At 53.1% G+C, this 15,582-nt stretch carries 15 protein-coding genes, 1 other RNA gene and 2 other annotated features (1 of these 18 cut by a window edge); of the genes, 11 read left to right on the forward strand and 5 right to left on the reverse strand.

Features of this window, described 5'->3' with window-relative positions; all coding sequences use genetic code 11:
* Nucleotides 1-19 precede the first annotated feature (19 nt).
* Nucleotides 20-337 carry a thioredoxin gene (gene trxA, locus NZD86_RS08415; RefSeq protein ID WP_268046067.1) on the forward strand — a complete coding sequence of 106 codons (318 nt, stop codon included), beginning with the start codon at nucleotides 20-22 and terminating at the stop codon, nucleotides 335-337.
* A 757-nt stretch (nucleotides 338-1,094) separates the two neighbouring features.
* Here trxA and NZD86_RS08420 read toward each other — a convergent pair.
* Genes NZD86_RS08420 through NZD86_RS08430 form a run of 3 tightly spaced genes read right to left on the reverse strand, consistent with a single transcriptional unit; the run spans nucleotide 1,095 to nucleotide 3,503 of the window.
* On the reverse strand, nucleotides 1,095-1,631 hold the full coding sequence (locus NZD86_RS08420) for an NUDIX domain-containing protein (RefSeq protein WP_268046069.1): 537 nt from the start codon (nucleotides 1,629-1,631) through the stop codon (nucleotides 1,095-1,097).
* A gap of 52 nt (nucleotides 1,632-1,683) precedes the next feature.
* Nucleotides 1,684-2,148, reverse strand: a complete 465-nt coding sequence (locus NZD86_RS08425; protein WP_268046070.1) for a GNAT family N-acetyltransferase — start codon at nucleotides 2,146-2,148, stop codon at nucleotides 1,684-1,686.
* A gap of 59 nt (nucleotides 2,149-2,207) precedes the next feature.
* Nucleotides 2,208-3,503: a glutamate-1-semialdehyde 2,1-aminomutase gene (locus tag NZD86_RS08430; RefSeq protein WP_326492645.1), complete on the reverse strand. Its 1,296-nt coding sequence runs from the start codon at nucleotides 3,501-3,503 to the stop codon at nucleotides 2,208-2,210.
* 185 nt (nucleotides 3,504-3,688) lie between these two features.
* On the opposite strand from NZD86_RS08430, the gene NZD86_RS08435 reads away from it, so the two are divergent.
* The 9 genes from NZD86_RS08435 to NZD86_RS08475 all read left to right on the forward strand — a co-directional run bounded on the left by NZD86_RS08435 (nucleotide 3,689) and on the right by NZD86_RS08475 (nucleotide 13,278).
* Nucleotides 3,689-3,883 (forward strand): hypothetical protein, encoded by a 195-nt coding sequence (locus tag NZD86_RS08435; RefSeq protein ID WP_268046072.1) that lies wholly within the window; start codon nucleotides 3,689-3,691, stop codon nucleotides 3,881-3,883.
* Between the two features lie 19 nt (nucleotides 3,884-3,902).
* Nucleotides 3,903-4,125, forward strand: a binding site (T-box leader).
* Nucleotides 4,126-4,237: 112 nt separating this feature from the next.
* Nucleotides 4,238-5,527, forward strand: a complete 1,290-nt coding sequence (hisS, locus tag NZD86_RS08440; protein WP_268046073.1) for a histidine--tRNA ligase — start codon at nucleotides 4,238-4,240, stop codon at nucleotides 5,525-5,527.
* Nucleotides 5,524-7,311 (forward strand): aspartate--tRNA ligase, encoded by a 1,788-nt coding sequence (aspS, locus tag NZD86_RS08445; protein WP_268046074.1) that lies wholly within the window; start codon nucleotides 5,524-5,526, stop codon nucleotides 7,309-7,311. Before hisS ends, aspS begins: the two co-directional genes overlap by 4 nt.
* 90 nt (nucleotides 7,312-7,401) lie before the next feature.
* Nucleotides 7,402-7,588: non-coding RNA, 6S RNA (gene ssrS, locus NZD86_RS08450), on the forward strand.
* A gap of 448 nt (nucleotides 7,589-8,036) precedes the next feature.
* On the forward strand, nucleotides 8,037-9,758 hold the full coding sequence (locus NZD86_RS08455; RefSeq protein WP_268046075.1) for a methyl-accepting chemotaxis protein: 1,722 nt from the start codon (nucleotides 8,037-8,039) through the stop codon (nucleotides 9,756-9,758).
* Between the two features lie 221 nt (nucleotides 9,759-9,979).
* Nucleotides 9,980-11,260, forward strand: coding sequence for a replication-associated recombination protein A (locus NZD86_RS08460; protein WP_268046076.1), 1,281 nt, complete (start codon nucleotides 9,980-9,982; stop codon nucleotides 11,258-11,260).
* Nucleotides 11,257-11,667, forward strand: a complete 411-nt coding sequence (cymR, locus tag NZD86_RS08465; RefSeq protein ID WP_268046077.1) for a cysteine metabolism transcriptional regulator CymR — start codon at nucleotides 11,257-11,259, stop codon at nucleotides 11,665-11,667. Before NZD86_RS08460 ends, cymR begins: the two co-directional genes overlap by 4 nt.
* A 17-nt stretch (nucleotides 11,668-11,684) precedes the next feature.
* Complete coding sequence (locus tag NZD86_RS08470; protein ID WP_268046078.1) at nucleotides 11,685-12,821, forward strand: cysteine desulfurase family protein; 1,137 nt, start codon at nucleotides 11,685-11,687, stop codon at nucleotides 12,819-12,821.
* 268 nt (nucleotides 12,822-13,089) lie between these two features.
* Entirely contained in the window at nucleotides 13,090-13,278 is a 189-nt protein-coding gene (locus tag NZD86_RS08475) for a hypothetical protein (protein WP_268046079.1), read from the forward strand.
* 105 nt (nucleotides 13,279-13,383) lie between these two features.
* Here the strand turns inward: NZD86_RS08475 and crcB (NZD86_RS08480) are convergent, their stop codons facing one another.
* Nucleotides 13,384-13,755: a fluoride efflux transporter CrcB gene (crcB, locus tag NZD86_RS08480; protein WP_268046080.1), complete on the reverse strand. Its 372-nt coding sequence runs from the start codon at nucleotides 13,753-13,755 to the stop codon at nucleotides 13,384-13,386.
* Nucleotides 13,756-13,766: 11 nt separating this feature from the next.
* Nucleotides 13,767-14,156: a fluoride efflux transporter CrcB gene (crcB, locus tag NZD86_RS08485; RefSeq protein ID WP_268046081.1), complete on the reverse strand. Its 390-nt coding sequence runs from the start codon at nucleotides 14,154-14,156 to the stop codon at nucleotides 13,767-13,769.
* Nucleotides 14,157-14,338: 182 nt separating this feature from the next.
* Here crcB (NZD86_RS08485) and NZD86_RS08490 point away from each other — a divergent pair, with 182 nt between their 5' ends.
* Nucleotides 14,339-15,403, forward strand: a complete 1,065-nt coding sequence (locus NZD86_RS08490; protein ID WP_268046082.1) for an AI-2E family transporter — start codon at nucleotides 14,339-14,341, stop codon at nucleotides 15,401-15,403.
* A 55-nt stretch (nucleotides 15,404-15,458) separates the two neighbouring features.
* Nucleotides 15,459-15,582 (forward strand) — a binding site (T-box leader) (it continues 96 nt past the right edge of the window).

Genomic DNA, 15,582 nt, shown 5'->3' on the forward strand with positions numbered 1-15,582 from the left:
CAGAAGGGAGCGATATGTTATGGCAACTCAAAAGGTAACAGATGCCGACTTTCAGTCGTTTATTCAGTCTGATAAACCGGTTCTAGTGGACTTCTGGGCAACTTGGTGTGGTCCTTGCAAAATGATGGCCCCAGTGCTCGAGGAAGTTTCCGATGAATTGTCGGATCGCATCGTTGTAGGGAAAATTGACGTCGATGAAAATCCACAAACCGCCGGCCAATTCGGCATCATGAGCATTCCAACGCTTCTTCTGTTCAAAAACGGCGAAGTGGTTAAGCAACTGATTGGTTACAAACCAAAGGACGACTTGTTGGCTCAACTGAGCGACGTGATCTAAGACTTTGGTGCAGAAGAGAGGTGGGCTGGCTTGATGAGCCAGCCTCTTTTTTGTATGTGCGGCGGCCGCGCGGGACATGGGCCTGGGCGGGCCCGGGTAGGCCGGGTGGCTTGGATGGGCGCGGGTGGCTTGGATGGGCGCGGGTGGCCGTCGCGGCTGTCGCAGGAAGGCACTGTGAGGGCCTTAATGGCCCGAAATCTTGTGCTGGGGCTTGATTAAGACCCTGCGGTTCCGCTATCCGGGGTTCCCAAGCGGCATTTGGCGGTCGGGTAGTGCAACAAGCGACTTTCATGCCTTTGTTTCTTCTCCAGCTCGTCCGACCGTGTGTTAAGAGCCTGGCGATCCCGTGTTTACTCGCGATTGACCAGTCCAACCGTTAAGCGTCCCTGAGCGACAACTTTTTTGCTATCCGTTACCAGTGGGACGTGGCCGGACCGGTCTTCATGAAGCTCACATTCATCAGCACAGCCTTACATTAAGACCCTCGGAGGACCTTAATGACGCGAAACTGCCCGCTCGGAGCTTGAAATGACCCTGCGGTTCCGCTATCCGGGGTTCCGCAGCCCCGTTTCACGCTCTGACATCGCAACAAACGAATGACACTCTCTTTATTCCCATGCGATCCCGTCCGTACCACGCTAAGCCCCTGACATTCCGCTAACCTACGCAAACTCGTCAGCCCCGCCGCGCTGCCGCCCCGGCCTTCGACATGCCGAGGTGCCCCGATGGCGACCCCGCCCCGCTCCCGCCGCCCAGCTCACTGACCGTCGCGCGTCGCTTGCAATGCGTCCAACCATTCTTCCCGCCACTCGTAGTACGGGGTCGGCGCCACCGGTCCGCCCGCCGCGCCCTCCACCACGAAGATGTCCTTCGGGTAGGCGGAGAACATACGTGGTAGGTCGTCTGGGGGAGTGTAGCGAAACTCCGTCGACTCGCCGTCGATGGCTTCCAACTGGCCGCCTATGACTTCGCATGCGAAAACGGTGGCGGTGTATTCGACTTGATCGCCATTTGGGTACTGGACGCGAAATGCCTTGCCGCCGAGAATGCCGAGGATGGCCGTGGGGCGGACGAGGAGACCGGCCTCTTCATAGACTTCGCGGATGACGGCTTGGGCGGGTGCTTCGCCGGGATCGATCGATCCGGCAGGGATGTCCCACATGCCGTTGTCGCTGCGCTTCTGCAACAGAACATGTCCTTCTTGGTTGCGAATGACTGCTGCAACGCCAGGCATGAGGAGGAGTCGAGACCCAACGCTGGCGCGCAGGTCTCGTAAATAATGGGAGATTGGCATGCTCTTGCCTCCTCACAAGTTGTCGATGATCTGCCGTGGGGGCAGTCGGGCCTTATTCGACTTGAGGTCCGATTTTTTCCATATAGACAAAATCAATATTTTCTTCGTCAGAATAAACGACCTTATACTTTCGGTAGCCGAGTTTTTCGTACAGGTGAATGTTCCGATCACTCCGGTAGCCCGTGTACAGTTCAAATCGGCAGCCAGGGAAGTGGGACTCGAGGGCTGTCAGCAATTGTGTGCCGATACCGCGGTTGTGGACGGCTGGATCGACGATGAGGCGTCCGACGTAACAAGTTCCACCCTGCTGGTGGCCGCGGACGGAGCCAACGATTTTCCCGTCGTCAACAGCCTTTAAGATGAGCTTTGAAGCGAAGTCGTCGATCGTTTGGTCCACGGTTTCGACGAGCGGAATGATATCGAAGTTCCCATATGCTTCCGCTTCAATGCGAAAAGCCCGTTTCTGCAGTTGCAGGATTTCCTCCGCGTCCTCGACGGTCGCCTGTGTGATGACCACGTGACACTCTCCTCCCGGGAACACATTGCTTGTCGGCCGTGAACAAGACCGGCGTCAGTTTACTTCGCCAACGCTTTAAAGACGTCCGCGACGACGCGACAAGTTTCATCGATGTCCTCGTCCGTGTGAACGGCCGAGACGAACCATGCTTCGTATTTCGACGGGGCGATGATAATGCCGCGATCCGCCAATAGGTGAAAGAACTTGCCGAACGTCGCGCTGTCAGTTGCCATGGCGTCGTCATAGTTCCGGACTGGGTGGGAGCCGAAATATACGGTGAAGGCGCCACCGATGCGATTGACGGTGATGGCTACGCCGTTGTCCTTCGCCGCAGCTTCAATTGCCGCGACAAGCCGCTTGGCTTTGCGATCCATACCTTCATATGTGCCCGGTTGACGCAAGACCTCTAAGCATGCAATGCCTGTGCGCATGGACAGAGGATTTCCCGCCATGGTCCCCGCTTGGTAGGCGGGCCCGAGGGGCGCCACTTGTTCCATGATATCCTTGCGGCCGCCGTAAGCTCCGATAGGTAGGCCGCCACCGATGATTTTGCCCATGGCGTACAAGTCTGGATGGACGTTGTACAGTTGTGCGGCGCTGCCGTAGTGGAAGCGGAAGGCTGTGATAACTTCGTCGAAGACGCAGAGGGCGCCGTGGTTGTGGGCGAGATCGATGACCTGCCTCAGGTATGTATCACTTTCCGGCGCCACCATGCCAAAGTTGCCGACGATTGGCTCGACGAGGACCGCTGCCACGGAATCCCCGTGGATGGACAAGGCTTCTTGCAGTGCTGGGATGTCGTTGAATGGCACCGTGATGATTTCGCCAGCCGTCGAGGGGGTCACGCCGGCACTGTCCGGTACGCCCATGGAGGATGGTCCCGATCCCGCCGCAACCAACATCGCATCCGAGTGGCCATGGTAGCAGCCCGCGAATTTGACGATTTTTGTCCGTCCCGTGTATGCCCGTGCCACGCGAATGGTCGTCATGACCGCCTCCGTGCCGGAATTGACGAAGCGAATCCGTTCCAGATCGGGAATGGCTGCACGCAGTTGTTCAGCGAACTCAACCTCTGACGTCGCCGGTGTCCCATAGAGAATGCCGTCCCTGGCAGCCCGCTCAATGGCCTGCGTGATATGTGGATGTGCGTGCCCAAGGACAGAGGGGCCATAAGCCGCGAGGTAGTCGATATAAACGTTCCCATCGACGTCGTAGAATTTCGATCCCTCCCCTTTCGCCATGACGATAGGGGTGCCTCCACCAACCGACTTATACGATCTCGATGGACTGTTCACACCACCGAGAATAACGGACTGAGCTCGTTTGAACCACAGTTCAGATTGTGTTCGATTCATAGGCATGGAAATACTCCTTTGTAGGAAAAATATCATGTTGAAACGAGGCTTCGTCGCTCATCTGGCGACGCGTCACGTACCAAAGCGTAGCAGAGTCTGTGTCTGCGTCAAGGTTGCCTTTTGAGGCATGAACCCATGGACAAAAGGAAACGGTATAGAAAACTGGCGAGTGAGGGTGTTTTGGCTTGCGTAAATCCACACAAACTACGTGGTTAGAAATCGCTTCAGCGACATCGATTCTAGGAGATTACCGCCGCGAACGAGACATGCACGCGGAGCAAACCTTGATGGTTAAAGCAGTAACCCCCACCGGTCCTCGTCGAAAAATACCTGGTCAAATTGCAACCGTCGTTGACAGTGACGTGAAGACTTCCGTATAATTTTCCAAAATAGAAGATCGGAAATTCCGTGATGAAGACGAGTACAAACGGTTCTGCTGAACCAGAGAGACGGTGCCTTAGGCTGTGAGCATCGTCCAGCTACGTTTGGAAGGACAGCTTCGGAGAACCGAAATCGCTCGTTTGGGCGGCAAAGTTTCGGCGTGGGTGCGCGTTACGCCAACGAAGAGGAACAATTGTGTTCAATCAGGGTGGCACCGCGGAAACGCTCTTTCGTCCCTGCAGGTCTAGGACCGGCATGGACGAAAGAGCGTTTTTTCGTCACCCGAATCTTCTCGCTTCATTCGTTTGGCGTTTGCGGCACCTCGTTTCCTATGGAGATTAAGGAGGGATAGAATGGACATTCAACGCCCACGCGGTACGGCGGATTTGCTTCCAGGCACGGTCGAGTCGTGGCAGGCTTTGGAGGAAACCGTCAGAGAGACATTTGATACCGCCAACTATCAGGAGATTCGCACCCCCATATTTGAGCACACTGAGCTGTTTGAGCGCGGTGTAGGGGATACCACAGATATCGTTTCGAAGGAAATGTACACATTTTTGGATCGCGGTGATCGGTCTATCACGCTGCGACCAGAGGGAACGGCGGGCGCTGTCCGTGCGTTTGTGGAAAATAAATTATATGGCACAGGGTCTATCAGCAAGCTGTTTTACATTGGCCCGATGTTCCGGTATGAAAAACCGCAAAAAGGGCGGTTTCGTCAATTTCACCAATACGGCGCTGAAGTGCTCGGAACCGAGGAACCGGCGATTGATGCAGAAGTCATTCAACTGAATTTGACGATTTTACGGCGTCTTGGCCTCAAGGATCTGAAGGTTGAATTGAACAGTGTCGGTTGTCCGGTTTGCCGTCCCAAGCACAAAGCAGAAATGCTTGCGAAATTGGAACCTCGTCGGCATGACCTGTGTAAGGAATGTCAAGAGCGGTTGGACAAGAACCCGCTGCGCATTTTTGATTGCAAAAACGAGTCCTGCCAAGCCATTTTACGCGAAGTGGGTGCCCCGTATATCTCGGACGTCCTGTGTGAAGAGTGCGAAACGCACTTTCAGGCCGTACAAGAATATCTGCGTGCCATGGACGTACCGTTTGTCCTCCAGAAGGACCTCGTTCGCGGGCTGGACTATTACACCCGCACGGCTTGGGAAGTCACGTCGCCCGGATTCACTACCATTGCTGGCGGTGGGCGATACAACGGTTTGGTCGAACAGGTAGGTGGACCGCCAACCCCCGGCATCGGTTTCGGCGGCGGTGTTGAGCGGGCCCTGTGGGTTCTTCAAGAACAAGGTGGATCGCTTGGAGAGGGACATCAGCTCGACGTGTTTGTCGCCGTAGCCGACAAGGACGCTGACCGAACGGCAATGGTCGTCCTCAATTCCATTCGGGGCAGGGGTCTCAAGTCGGATCGGGACTATCAAGGTCGCGGATTGAAATCGCAGTTTAAGTTGGCGGATCGGATGAAGGCGAAGTATGCCGTCATCCTCGGTGAAGCAGAACTGGCTTCGGGGAAGGCGACTGTCAAGGACCTTGAAACTGGTGTGCAGGAACAAATTGGATTCGCTGCACTGGCAGATTATATAGAGCAGCATGTCGCAGAAAAAATGGCTTCAGGGGGAAAACAGGAATGACCACTACTGCATCACGCCTTATTCGGCAGCATCAGGTGATTGAAACACTCGACGCAAACGTTGGCGACGAGGTCGTTTTGGCTGGATGGGTGCATAAACGCCGCGATTTTGGAAGTGTCGTCTTTGTGGATCTTCGCGATAGATCGGGAATCGTACAATTGGTGTTCGATCACGGCCTTGGCACACCAGAGCCGAGCATGGAGGTAGCGAATCGACTTCGCAATGAGTACGTCATCATTGTTCGGGGAACCGTTCGAAACCGTGATGAAAGTGCAATTAACCCGAAGCTCGCGACGGGATCGCTCGAGGTGATTGTGACAGAAGCGGTCATTGAGAATGCCGCGAAGAACCCGCCGTTCTACATTCAGGATGGGATCGATGTGGATGAGACGCTTCGCCTCCGGTATCGCTACCTCGATTTGCGCCGTCCGGAGATGCAGAAGATCATGATGGTTCGCCACCAGGTCATTCGAGCTTTTCGCGCATACTTGGATGAGCATGGATTCGTGGAGATGGAGACGCCAATTCTCACGAAGAGCACGCCGGAAGGAGCACGCGACTATCTGGTCCCGAGTCGGCTGCAGTCGGGTGAATTTTACGCTTTGCCACAGTCTCCGCAAATCTTCAAGCAGTTGCTGATGCTTGCCGGTATGGAGCGGTACTACCAGGTTGCACGCTGTTTCCGTGACGAGGATTTGAGGGCGGATCGGCAACCGGAATTCACGCAGTTGGACATTGAAACCTCGTTCCTTACAGCGGAGCAGTTGCAGACCATGATGGAAGAAATGCTGCAAAAGGTGCTCAAGGACACGGTGGGGATGGATCTGCAAATTCCCTTTCAGCGCTTACCGTACCAAGAGGCCATGGAACGGTACGGATCAGACAAGCCAGACCTCCGGTTTGATATGGCTTTTGTCGACCTGGCTGACGTGGTTAAAGACAGCGAGTTCCGTGTCTTTCAAGATGCCATCGCTGCCGGCGGTACCGTCAAAGCGTTGGTGGCACCTGGAATAGCTGGGTACAGCCGCAAGCAGACGGACGAGCTGGTCGAGTTTGTCAAAACCTACGGACTGAAGGGACTGGCGACCGTAGCAGTCCAGGAGGGTGGCACAATTAAGTCATCCATCAGCAAGTTCTTCACGGAGGAACAATTGGCGAACATTGTTCAAACATGCGGGGCACAAGCTGGAGACTTGATCCTCATCGCGGCAGCGGGCCGTAAAGAGGTGTTGGTAGCACTAGGTGCACTTCGCGTCAAGCTGGGGAACGATCTCGGCCTCGCGGATCCCAACACCTATAAGTTTTTGTGGGTTACGGATTTTCCCCTTCTCAGCTACGACGAGGAAGAGGGCCGTTTCGTCGCAGAACATCATCCATTTACGATGCCGAAGTACGAGGATGTGGAATTGCTCGCGACGAATCCTGAGAAAGTACGCGCTGAAGCCTACGACATTGTGTTGAACGGGTATGAAATTGGCGGCGGATCGATGCGTATTTACCGGCGAGACATCCAAGAACAGATGTTCACGGCGCTCGGTTTCTCGAAAGAAGAGGCGTACGAGAAGTTTGGCTTCTTGCTTGACGCCTTCGAATACGGCGCACCGCCGCATGGTGGTATTGCTTTTGGACTGGATCGGATCATCATGTTACTCGGTGGCGGCAAGTCACTGCGTGATTGCATCGCATTTCCGAAAACAGCGAGTGGTACGGATCTCATGATGGACGCCCCAGCGACCGTTTCGGAAGAACAGCTGAAGATCCTTCACTTGGCTCTTCGTGATTAGTTGCGCTCCCTAAGGGTGAGAAAACCCTTTCATTTTTTCCGTTCGCAGCTTGCACTGGGGAGAAAGCGATGTTAACATAAGAACACAAGCGATGCCCTGCGGTGTTGGTGAGGCCCGCAGCGTTTTGTTCCAACACTTATTTGATTGGGAGTCCGGACGTCACCGGGGAAGTAGCAAATGCCCGTCTCAGAGCGGGACTTGTGAAGTTACTGGGCAGGACACCCACCTGCGCGAGCAGGATCAAAACCTTGGGTTGCACGGCAATTGCGGGGCGTCGGAATAGGAATCAACGCGATACCTAACATTGGGTATCGCGTTTTTGCGTTGTCGCAGGCACCCCTAGGAGGCAGTCACACCCCTCTAGTGGCCAACCGATTGTAGCTGATCCTTTATTCCTTATCGACCCGCACATTTCGCGCTAACTTCATTTCGACTTATGTAACATTTTGGTCGTTTTTGAATCTTGTTTCAAATAGGCGATTCATGTAGAATGATGCAGAAAATTGTCGAATGAGGATAGATTATCCTCAAGGAATGGTGTGATTGAACGCTTTGGGAACGCTGAAATCCACATATGTTTTTGGGTTTGTTTCGCGGATTCCGTGAAAGCGCTGCAGCCAGGTCAAGGCTTTGATTTAACGAGTAAGGGTGCAAAGTTGAGATGAGAGGGCTGGGCATACACTGTGGAGAACAAACAGAAAAAACGAAATGGTTTGAGGGGCTCCTTGCGGGCTAAGTTTATTTTAATTTGTTTGCTGTTGTTGGCAGTTCCGTCACTCGTCGTAGGTCTCATAGGTTATCAGATCTCAAAACAACAGCTGACCCAATCTGGCGAAGCGCAGTTAAAGACCAGTGTGCACATGGCCATCGGGATGATTGATCTGCTGAATCAGCAGGTTAAAGCAGGAAGTTTAACGTTGCCACAAGCGCAAGAAGAGTTTCGTCAAGAAATTCTCGGGAAAAAGCAACCTGGAAATAAACGTCCTATCAACAAGAACTACATAATCGGTAAGACAGGATACTTGTTTGCCACCAACAAGCAAGCTGTCATTGTCATGAATCCCGCAGGTGAAGGGAATGACCTCATCAATACGAAGACACCAGATGGCGTCATGCTCGGCCAGTCGATGATCGATATCTCCAACCGTGGGGGCGGCTATCTTTCGTACATGTATCTCAACCCCACCAAAAATCAAGTGGAGAAGAAAATCGCTTATTTTGAAGGGGACTCAGATTGGGGCTGGATTATCGGGGCAGGGGCGTACTTAAACGAGTTTAATCAGGGCGCAAACCAAGTTCTCTATATCCTGTTGATTGTGCTGGGGATTGCCTTGCTTGTTGGAGCGGCAGTTGTTTGGGTGTTCACCAATTCCATTATGAATCCCCTAAAAATGATGGTCCGCCAAGTGGAGCAAGTTTCCAATGGCGACTTAACTGTTGAACCTCTTTCCTTCAAAAATAGAGACGAAATTGGTCGACTTGCACGCAGTTTTAGTACGATGACTAATAATTTAAAAGAGCTGATTCGTCAAGTCTCCGAGAGCTCCGAACAAGTGGCGGCATCATCTGAGCAGTTGACCGCCAGCGCTGAACAGTCCAGTCAAGCAGCTGAGCATACAGCAGTCATCATGCAGGAACTGGCCGCCGGAACGGACGAGCAGGTTCGAAGCATCGAAGCAGCAGACCAAACAGTAAGTGCTGTGTCGGCTCGGGTGCAAGAAATTTCCGAAACAACGCAAATGGTGGCGGCATCTGCACTCGGAGCGTCCGAGGTAGCCAAGGAAGGCAAACAGGCAATCCAACGAGCCGTGGAACAAATGAGTTCCATTGACGCCAGCGTCAATGGCTCGGCGAAGCTCATTCAAGAATTGGGTAAAGAGGCAGAATCCATCGGCAATATCATTGAAGTCATCAGCGGGATTTCGCAGCAGACGAACTTGCTCTCGCTGAATGCGGCCATTGAGGCTGCGCGTGCAGGAGAGCACGGTAGAGGATTCGCTGTCGTCGCAGATGAAGTTCGGAAACTGGCGGAAGAATCGTCTCAGTCGGCAAAGCAAATTTCCCAGTATGTTGTCACCATTCAAGAAGGAATTAACAAAGCGGTTCAGTCTATGGAGGCTGGGACGAAGGACGTCGCTGTCGGCAGCGAAGTAGTGAGTGCAGCTGGTGATGCGTTTGAGCAAATCCAGCACTCGGTTGCCAGTGTTACGGATCAGATACAAGAGGTGTCAGCAGCTATTGAACAGGTTTCAACTGGTGCTGAACAAGTTGTCCAATCCATAGATGAGGTTACCAAGGTTGCGGAAAAGGCTGCTGCTGGAACACAGAACGTCTCAGCATCCACCGAGGAGCAACTGGCCTCCATGGAAGAAATCACGGCTTCCGCCTCTGCTTTGGCACACTTGGCAGAGGACCTGCAGAAGAGACTCGATCAGTTCAAAATTTGACGCAAACGCGGCCGATACCATATACAACGCGAGGTGTCAGACGGCCATTGGGTCGAAGCATTCCTTGTCCACTATTCCAGGGGTCTCCCGAAGGCAGTTGTCGATGCCAAGGGAAGCCCCCTTTTTGCGTTAATCGGGAACCTATGAGTATAATGAGTTTAATGTCGAGTAATCAACTAGGAATTTCTCCGAAGCACTGAAAGTGCAGGGTGGTGCAACATATGGATCTATTTTCAATGGCATCCGAGCGCGAGCAGGAGCGGACTGCGCCGCTTGCTTACCGAATGCGCCCGACGTCCCTCGACGAGGTTGTGGGTCAACAGGATATCGTTGGACCGGGCAAGCTGCTCAGACGCATGGTGGAGGCAGATAGATTACAGTCGATCATCCTCTATGGCCCGCCGGGAACAGGGAAGACGACGCTCGCAGAGATTATCGCGAATCAAACGAAAGCGCGCTTTCAGAAGCTGAATGCGGTCACCGCAGGTGTCGCAGATATTCGCAAGACGGTTGAGGCCGCGACGGAAGAGCGGAGCATGTACCGTCGTAAAACGGTGTTATTTGTAGATGAGATACACAGGTTTAACAAGAGTCAGCAGGACGCACTCTTGCCGCATGTAGAGGGCGGCTTGCTTGTTCTAGTGGGGGCGACGACGGAGAACCCGTATTTTGAGGTGAACTCGGCGTTGGTGTCGAGATCGCACATCTTTCATCTGGAACCGCTAAAAGAATCGGATATCATCGTGATTCTCAGGCGAGCTCTGGAAGACCGTGAGCGGGGATTAGGGAACACTGGCGTGGATGTCAGCGAGGATGCTCTCCACCTCATCGCAACACAGAGTGGCGGCGACGCAAGACGCGCGCTCAATGTGCTGGAGTTGGCTTCGTTGTCGGCTGTTGTCGACGAAAACGGACAACCAGTCGTCGGTGTCGAAGAAGTGCGTGAAGCGTTGCAGTCTACAGCAGGTGCTCGCTATGACAAATCGGGTGACGAGCACTATGACACCATCTCGGCATTTATTAAATCCGTTCGCGGTTCGGACCCGGACGCGGCTCTCTTGTGGTTGGCCAAAATGTTGGCAGGCGGCGAGGACCCTGCGTTTATCGCCAGACGGCTCATGATTCTCGCTTCTGAGGATGTCGGCAATGCCGATCCGTTTGCGTTACCGCTTGCCGTTGCCGGGTGGCAGAGCGCCATGGCCATTGGCATGCCGGAAGCACGCATCATGCTTGGACAAGTCACCACGTATCTTGCCACAGCGCCGAAGTCGAATGCGGCGTACAAGGGCATCAATGCAGCGCTGAAAGATGTGGAGTCGGGCTTGCCGCTTACGGTACCCCCTCATCTGCGTGGCACAGGGTACCGGGGGGCCGAGAAACTCGGTCACGGCATTGGCTATAAGTACCCACATGACTATAAAGGGCACTATGTAGAGCAGAACTATTGGCCAGTGGGGGTTGAACCACGGCGTTATTATGATGAAGGTGAGGGAACGGAGTGAAAATCTCTACCAAGGGTCGTTACGGATTGATGCTTCTTGTGGATCTCGCACAGCAAGGGACAGACAGTCCCATCCCCCTGAAGTCGATAGCCGAGCGTCAAAATTTGTCTGAGCACTATTTGGAGCAATTGATTGCTCCTCTGCGCAATGCTGGTTTTGTCCGCAGTATTCGCGGTGCATACGGTGGTTATGTACTGGCGAAGGCCCCACAGGACATTGTCGTGAAAGATATTATTTTCACGCTGGAGGGACCTATCACCATCGTTGACGACGATTTTGAGGACGGGCTCGACGTCTTGTGGGACCGTTTGCGGACAGCGATCACCGACGTACTGGAAAGTATGACCTTACAGGATTTAGTTGAAATGCGTGGGGATAATGAGCACGGATATATGTTTTACATCTGAGGAAGGCGAGATCGGTAATGATTTATTTAGATAATGCGGCAACGACACCGATATCTGAACCCGTCCGCGCTGCTATGCTGCCATATCTCACGGAGGTCTTCGGCAATCCGTCCAGCATCCACCATAGTGGTCGTGAGGCGCGTATCGCTGTCGATCACGCCCGCCGCACCATCGCCACGTGGCTTTCCTGTGACCCTCGGGACCTCGTCTTTGTCAGCGGGGGTACGGAAGCAGATGCGTCGGCTCTAACCGGCGCCTATCTCGCGAGGCGCACGACGCGCAACCACATCATTACGTCATCCATCGAACATCACGCGATATTGCACACGGTGGATTTCCTGGAATCCATTGGCGCAGAGGTCACTCGCCTGCCGGTGGATTCTGAAGGGCGAGTTCGCGTGGAGGATGTGCTCTCATCGCTCCGGCCAGATACGTCCATCGTCAGCATTATGGCGGTGAACAACGAACTGGGGACCATTGAGCCAGTGGAGGAAATTGCCCGGGTTGTGAAGGCGGTCGACCCGGCTGTTATCGTCCACTCGGATATGGTGCAGGCACTTCCGTTTGTGGAACATCCACTGCGCGACACATCACTCGATCTCGCCAGCTTCTCGGCACATAAAATTCATGGGCCGAAGGGTATCGGTCTTCTGTTCGTTAAGAAACACACACCTTGGCAGCCCACGCTTCACGGCGGACAGCAGGAGGCGCGCCGTCGCGGGGGAACGGAAAACGTAGCGGGGATTGTCGGCTTTGGCGCTGCGGTACAGGACTTGGCCGAGGGATTTGGTAAACGCAGAGAAAAACTGTATGCGTTGCGCGATGCGTTCTATGAGCAGATCAGCGAATCGTGTTCCGCTGTCCGCTTGAGCCCCGCGGATGGAGCCCCGACCATTTTGAATGTGGCTTTTCCGGGCATTCGAAACGACACGTTGCTGATGCGGTTGGATTTGGAGGGCCTTATGGCTTCAGCGGGATCGGCATGCACGGCAGGTAGTCTCGAGCCCAGTCACGTCATTGCCGCGTGTGGTTATAATGAGTACTTGGGGCAGGCTGTGCGATTTAGCTTCAGTGATCAGAACTCGATAGACGAAGTGGTCGCTGCCGGGAAAATTGTCTGTCGAGTGGTGACGTCGCTACAACAGATTTTATGAATCATGAGTTTTTGTAAGTGACTTTAATTAGTTATCCATATTCTGCATTGCAAAGTTCCTTCTCGAAGGGTAGGATATTCACAGGCTCTCGTTTGACATGTATTTCGGAACTGAAAATATTTGTTCTATGAACCGATTGTTTTATTTTTCTCACAATTTAAGTTTGCAAGAGAGTCGGTTCGGGCATGCTATGTTCGTGATACATATCAAACGAGAATGGGACGCAGACGAGTGCTGCGTTACCGACCAACGCAAGGGAGACGAGAACATGCGGTGTCCAAACTGTACGAGTCGGGATATCGGCAAGATCGGTGCAAACCAATATTATTGCTGGAGTTGCTTCGTCGAATTTAATGTGTCTGGCGAAGAAGTCCGCGTATATGATGTCGCCGAGGACGGTTCCTTGGTCGTCATGGATAGCGTGGACAATGAAATGGAGTACGGAACAGGGGCCTAGTCCCGTTCATTGCGGCTGTCGAGCGCATGTTGCTCGGCAGCTTTTTTCATATGTGACGGAGGAACAGTCGGGCATAACCGGTTGATACAAAGTTATGAATCATACTTATTTCGGCAGTCCAAAGAGACCGATGGCTGATAGAGCGAAGCCACCCACGCAGGATAGAACGACGTAAAATAGGGCTGTCATTTCGCGACGTTCGCGAAACATCGTCATGACTTCGTAGGAGAACGTAGAAAAGGTCGTATAGGCACCGCAGAGACCGACACCCAACAGCAGCATGGGAGCTGACCCCAGAGCAGGGAAATATGAATGCAATTCCCGCGTAAACCACCCGAGTAAAAAGGCGCCGCTCAAGTTGACAATCAGTGTAGGGTACGGAAAACGGACAGTGAACCTACCATTGATATATCGAGATACTTGGTATCGCATGAGCGCCCCGATCATCCCCCCGATGCCCACTAGAAGCCAATTCACGTACTTTCCTCCTATATTTTGAGGCGCGTATCACCCGTCATGGCCGAAGCGATCCGGTAGCCCACATAGGTGAACAATAATCCACCTATGACCGACAACCATATGTAAGTAAGCGCCTGTTCAAATGCTCCGTTCTCAAACAGTTTCCACGCGTCTATCGTAAATGTTGAAAACGTCGTGAACGCACCGATTACCCCAGTCCCAATCCCTAGCCGAACGTTTGGATGAAGAGGCAATCGGTTGGCACTGATGGTGTTTAACCAGCCGAGTGCGAGACATCCTGCAAAGTTCGTCAAAAGCGTGGCGATGTTGAGGCCGTTCCAGGTCCCAAGCCATTCGCTCACACCGTACCGCAAGATGGCTCCGATAAATCCACCGATGGCAACAGCTATATATGGCACCTGACATTCCTCCGTCCGAGCGTGAAATGGGACATGCTCTTTTGAGTATAGAGGAGGGCAGTTCGCTCTGCAAAGGAATTTCCAGCACACCACAAATGATGGCAGTGGCAATTGCATATACTGTGAACGTCGCAATGGTTGTCCAGCGGGTACGAGTTTGTTGTTGTAGAGGAGGTGGCACCATGTGGCCATCCAACCGGTATTTTCGGGTGACACTGTCCGTCTTCTTAACCCTGCTATGCATCTATTTAATTGGTTTACTTCGCGGGTTCTTTGTCGATATTTGGGCCGTGTTAAGCGCCGTTATCTATCCCTTTATAGCGGCACTCATCATCAGCTATGTATTGCAGCCCATCGTTGAACTGTTGGCGCGTCGTCGCGTGCCACGCAGTGCATCCATATTACTCATCTACTTTACGTTTGTCTTATTGACCATTGTGGCGGTCATGAATGCGGTGCCCATTGTGACGAAGCAAGTGACGCAACTTGCAAACAGCATGCCGGCCATGGTGACGCAGGTCAACCACTGGATCGATATGGTGAACAGCCGCAAGCAGTATCTTCCCGATGCAGTGCGGGTGGGCGTGGAAAATGCTTTAAACCAGGCTGAAAAGGGTTTGGCCGGCTCGGTATCAGGTATTTTCTCGTTTGTCACAGGCGCGGTGAACACGTTTTTTATCGCTTGCGTCGTGCCATTCCTCGTATTTTACATGCTGAAGGACGGACGCGGAATGGGCCGCGCGATTGTGCGTTTTACACCTGTTTCGAGACGTGAACAGGTGCACAAGTTACTGATTGGCATTGACGACACCCTAGGCAGTTATATACGAGGCCAGTTTCTGGTCATGCTCGCTTTGGGAATTTTGGCTCTGATTGGCTATCTCATCGTTGGCATGCCATATGCTTTACTCTTGGCTATTTTTCTCGCATTTGCGGACATTGTTCCGTACTTTGGGCCGTTTATTGGAGCGGCACCGGCCGTCTTTCTCGCTTTCACAGTAAGCCCTGCCATGGTCATCAAGGTGCTCATTGTGAATGTCATCGTTCAACAATGTGAGGGGAATCTGATTTCACCGCAGATTATGGGCCGATCGCTAAAATTACACCCGATGGCCATTGTCGCCGCCTTGCTCATCGGCGGCGAACTGGGCGGCATTTTAGGATTGATTGTCGCTGTGCCTGTCTCCGCCGTCCTCAAAGTGATTTGGATGAATATTTATGATGACATGCGACGAGCGAAAACCTAAAGTGGGAGTATATTTGACAGGCTTCCGTGTCACCCGCTACAATCGAATCACAAAAGTGAAAGCGATGCGGAAGAACAGTACGTTGTTTGTCTTTGCTCAGAGAGGATGCCCTCGGCTGTGAGGTGTCCCAAAGACGCAGCCGAAGCTACTTTCCAAGTGCGTGGCAAAACCACGCCGGG

Origin of the sequence: Alicyclobacillus dauci (genome assembly GCF_026651605.1) — a bacterium.
Lineage (GTDB): Bacteria > Bacillota > Bacilli > Alicyclobacillales > Alicyclobacillaceae > Alicyclobacillus > Alicyclobacillus dauci.

Bases quoted from the DNA above. Each gene is read 5' to 3' on its own strand.
- trxA (WP_268046067.1), top strand. From the start codon at position 20: ATGGCAACTCAAAAGGTAACAGATGCCGACTTTCAGTCGTTTATTCAG.
- NZD86_RS08420 (WP_268046069.1), bottom strand. From the start codon at position 1,631: ATGCCAATCTCCCATTATTTACGAGACCTGCGCGCCAGCGTTGGGTCT.
- NZD86_RS08430 (WP_326492645.1), bottom strand. From the start codon at position 3,503: ATGAATCGAACACAATCTGAACTGTGGTTCAAACGAGCTCAGTCCGTT.
- hisS (WP_268046073.1), top strand. From the start codon at position 4,238: ATGGACATTCAACGCCCACGCGGTACGGCGGATTTGCTTCCAGGCACG.
- aspS (WP_268046074.1), top strand. From the start codon at position 5,524: ATGACCACTACTGCATCACGCCTTATTCGGCAGCATCAGGTGATTGAA.
- NZD86_RS08460 (WP_268046076.1), top strand. From the start codon at position 9,980: ATGGATCTATTTTCAATGGCATCCGAGCGCGAGCAGGAGCGGACTGCG.
- NZD86_RS08470 (WP_268046078.1), top strand. From the start codon at position 11,685: ATGATTTATTTAGATAATGCGGCAACGACACCGATATCTGAACCCGTC.
- NZD86_RS08475 (WP_268046079.1), top strand. From the start codon at position 13,090: ATGCGGTGTCCAAACTGTACGAGTCGGGATATCGGCAAGATCGGTGCA.
- NZD86_RS08490 (WP_268046082.1), top strand. From the start codon at position 14,339: ATGTGGCCATCCAACCGGTATTTTCGGGTGACACTGTCCGTCTTCTTA.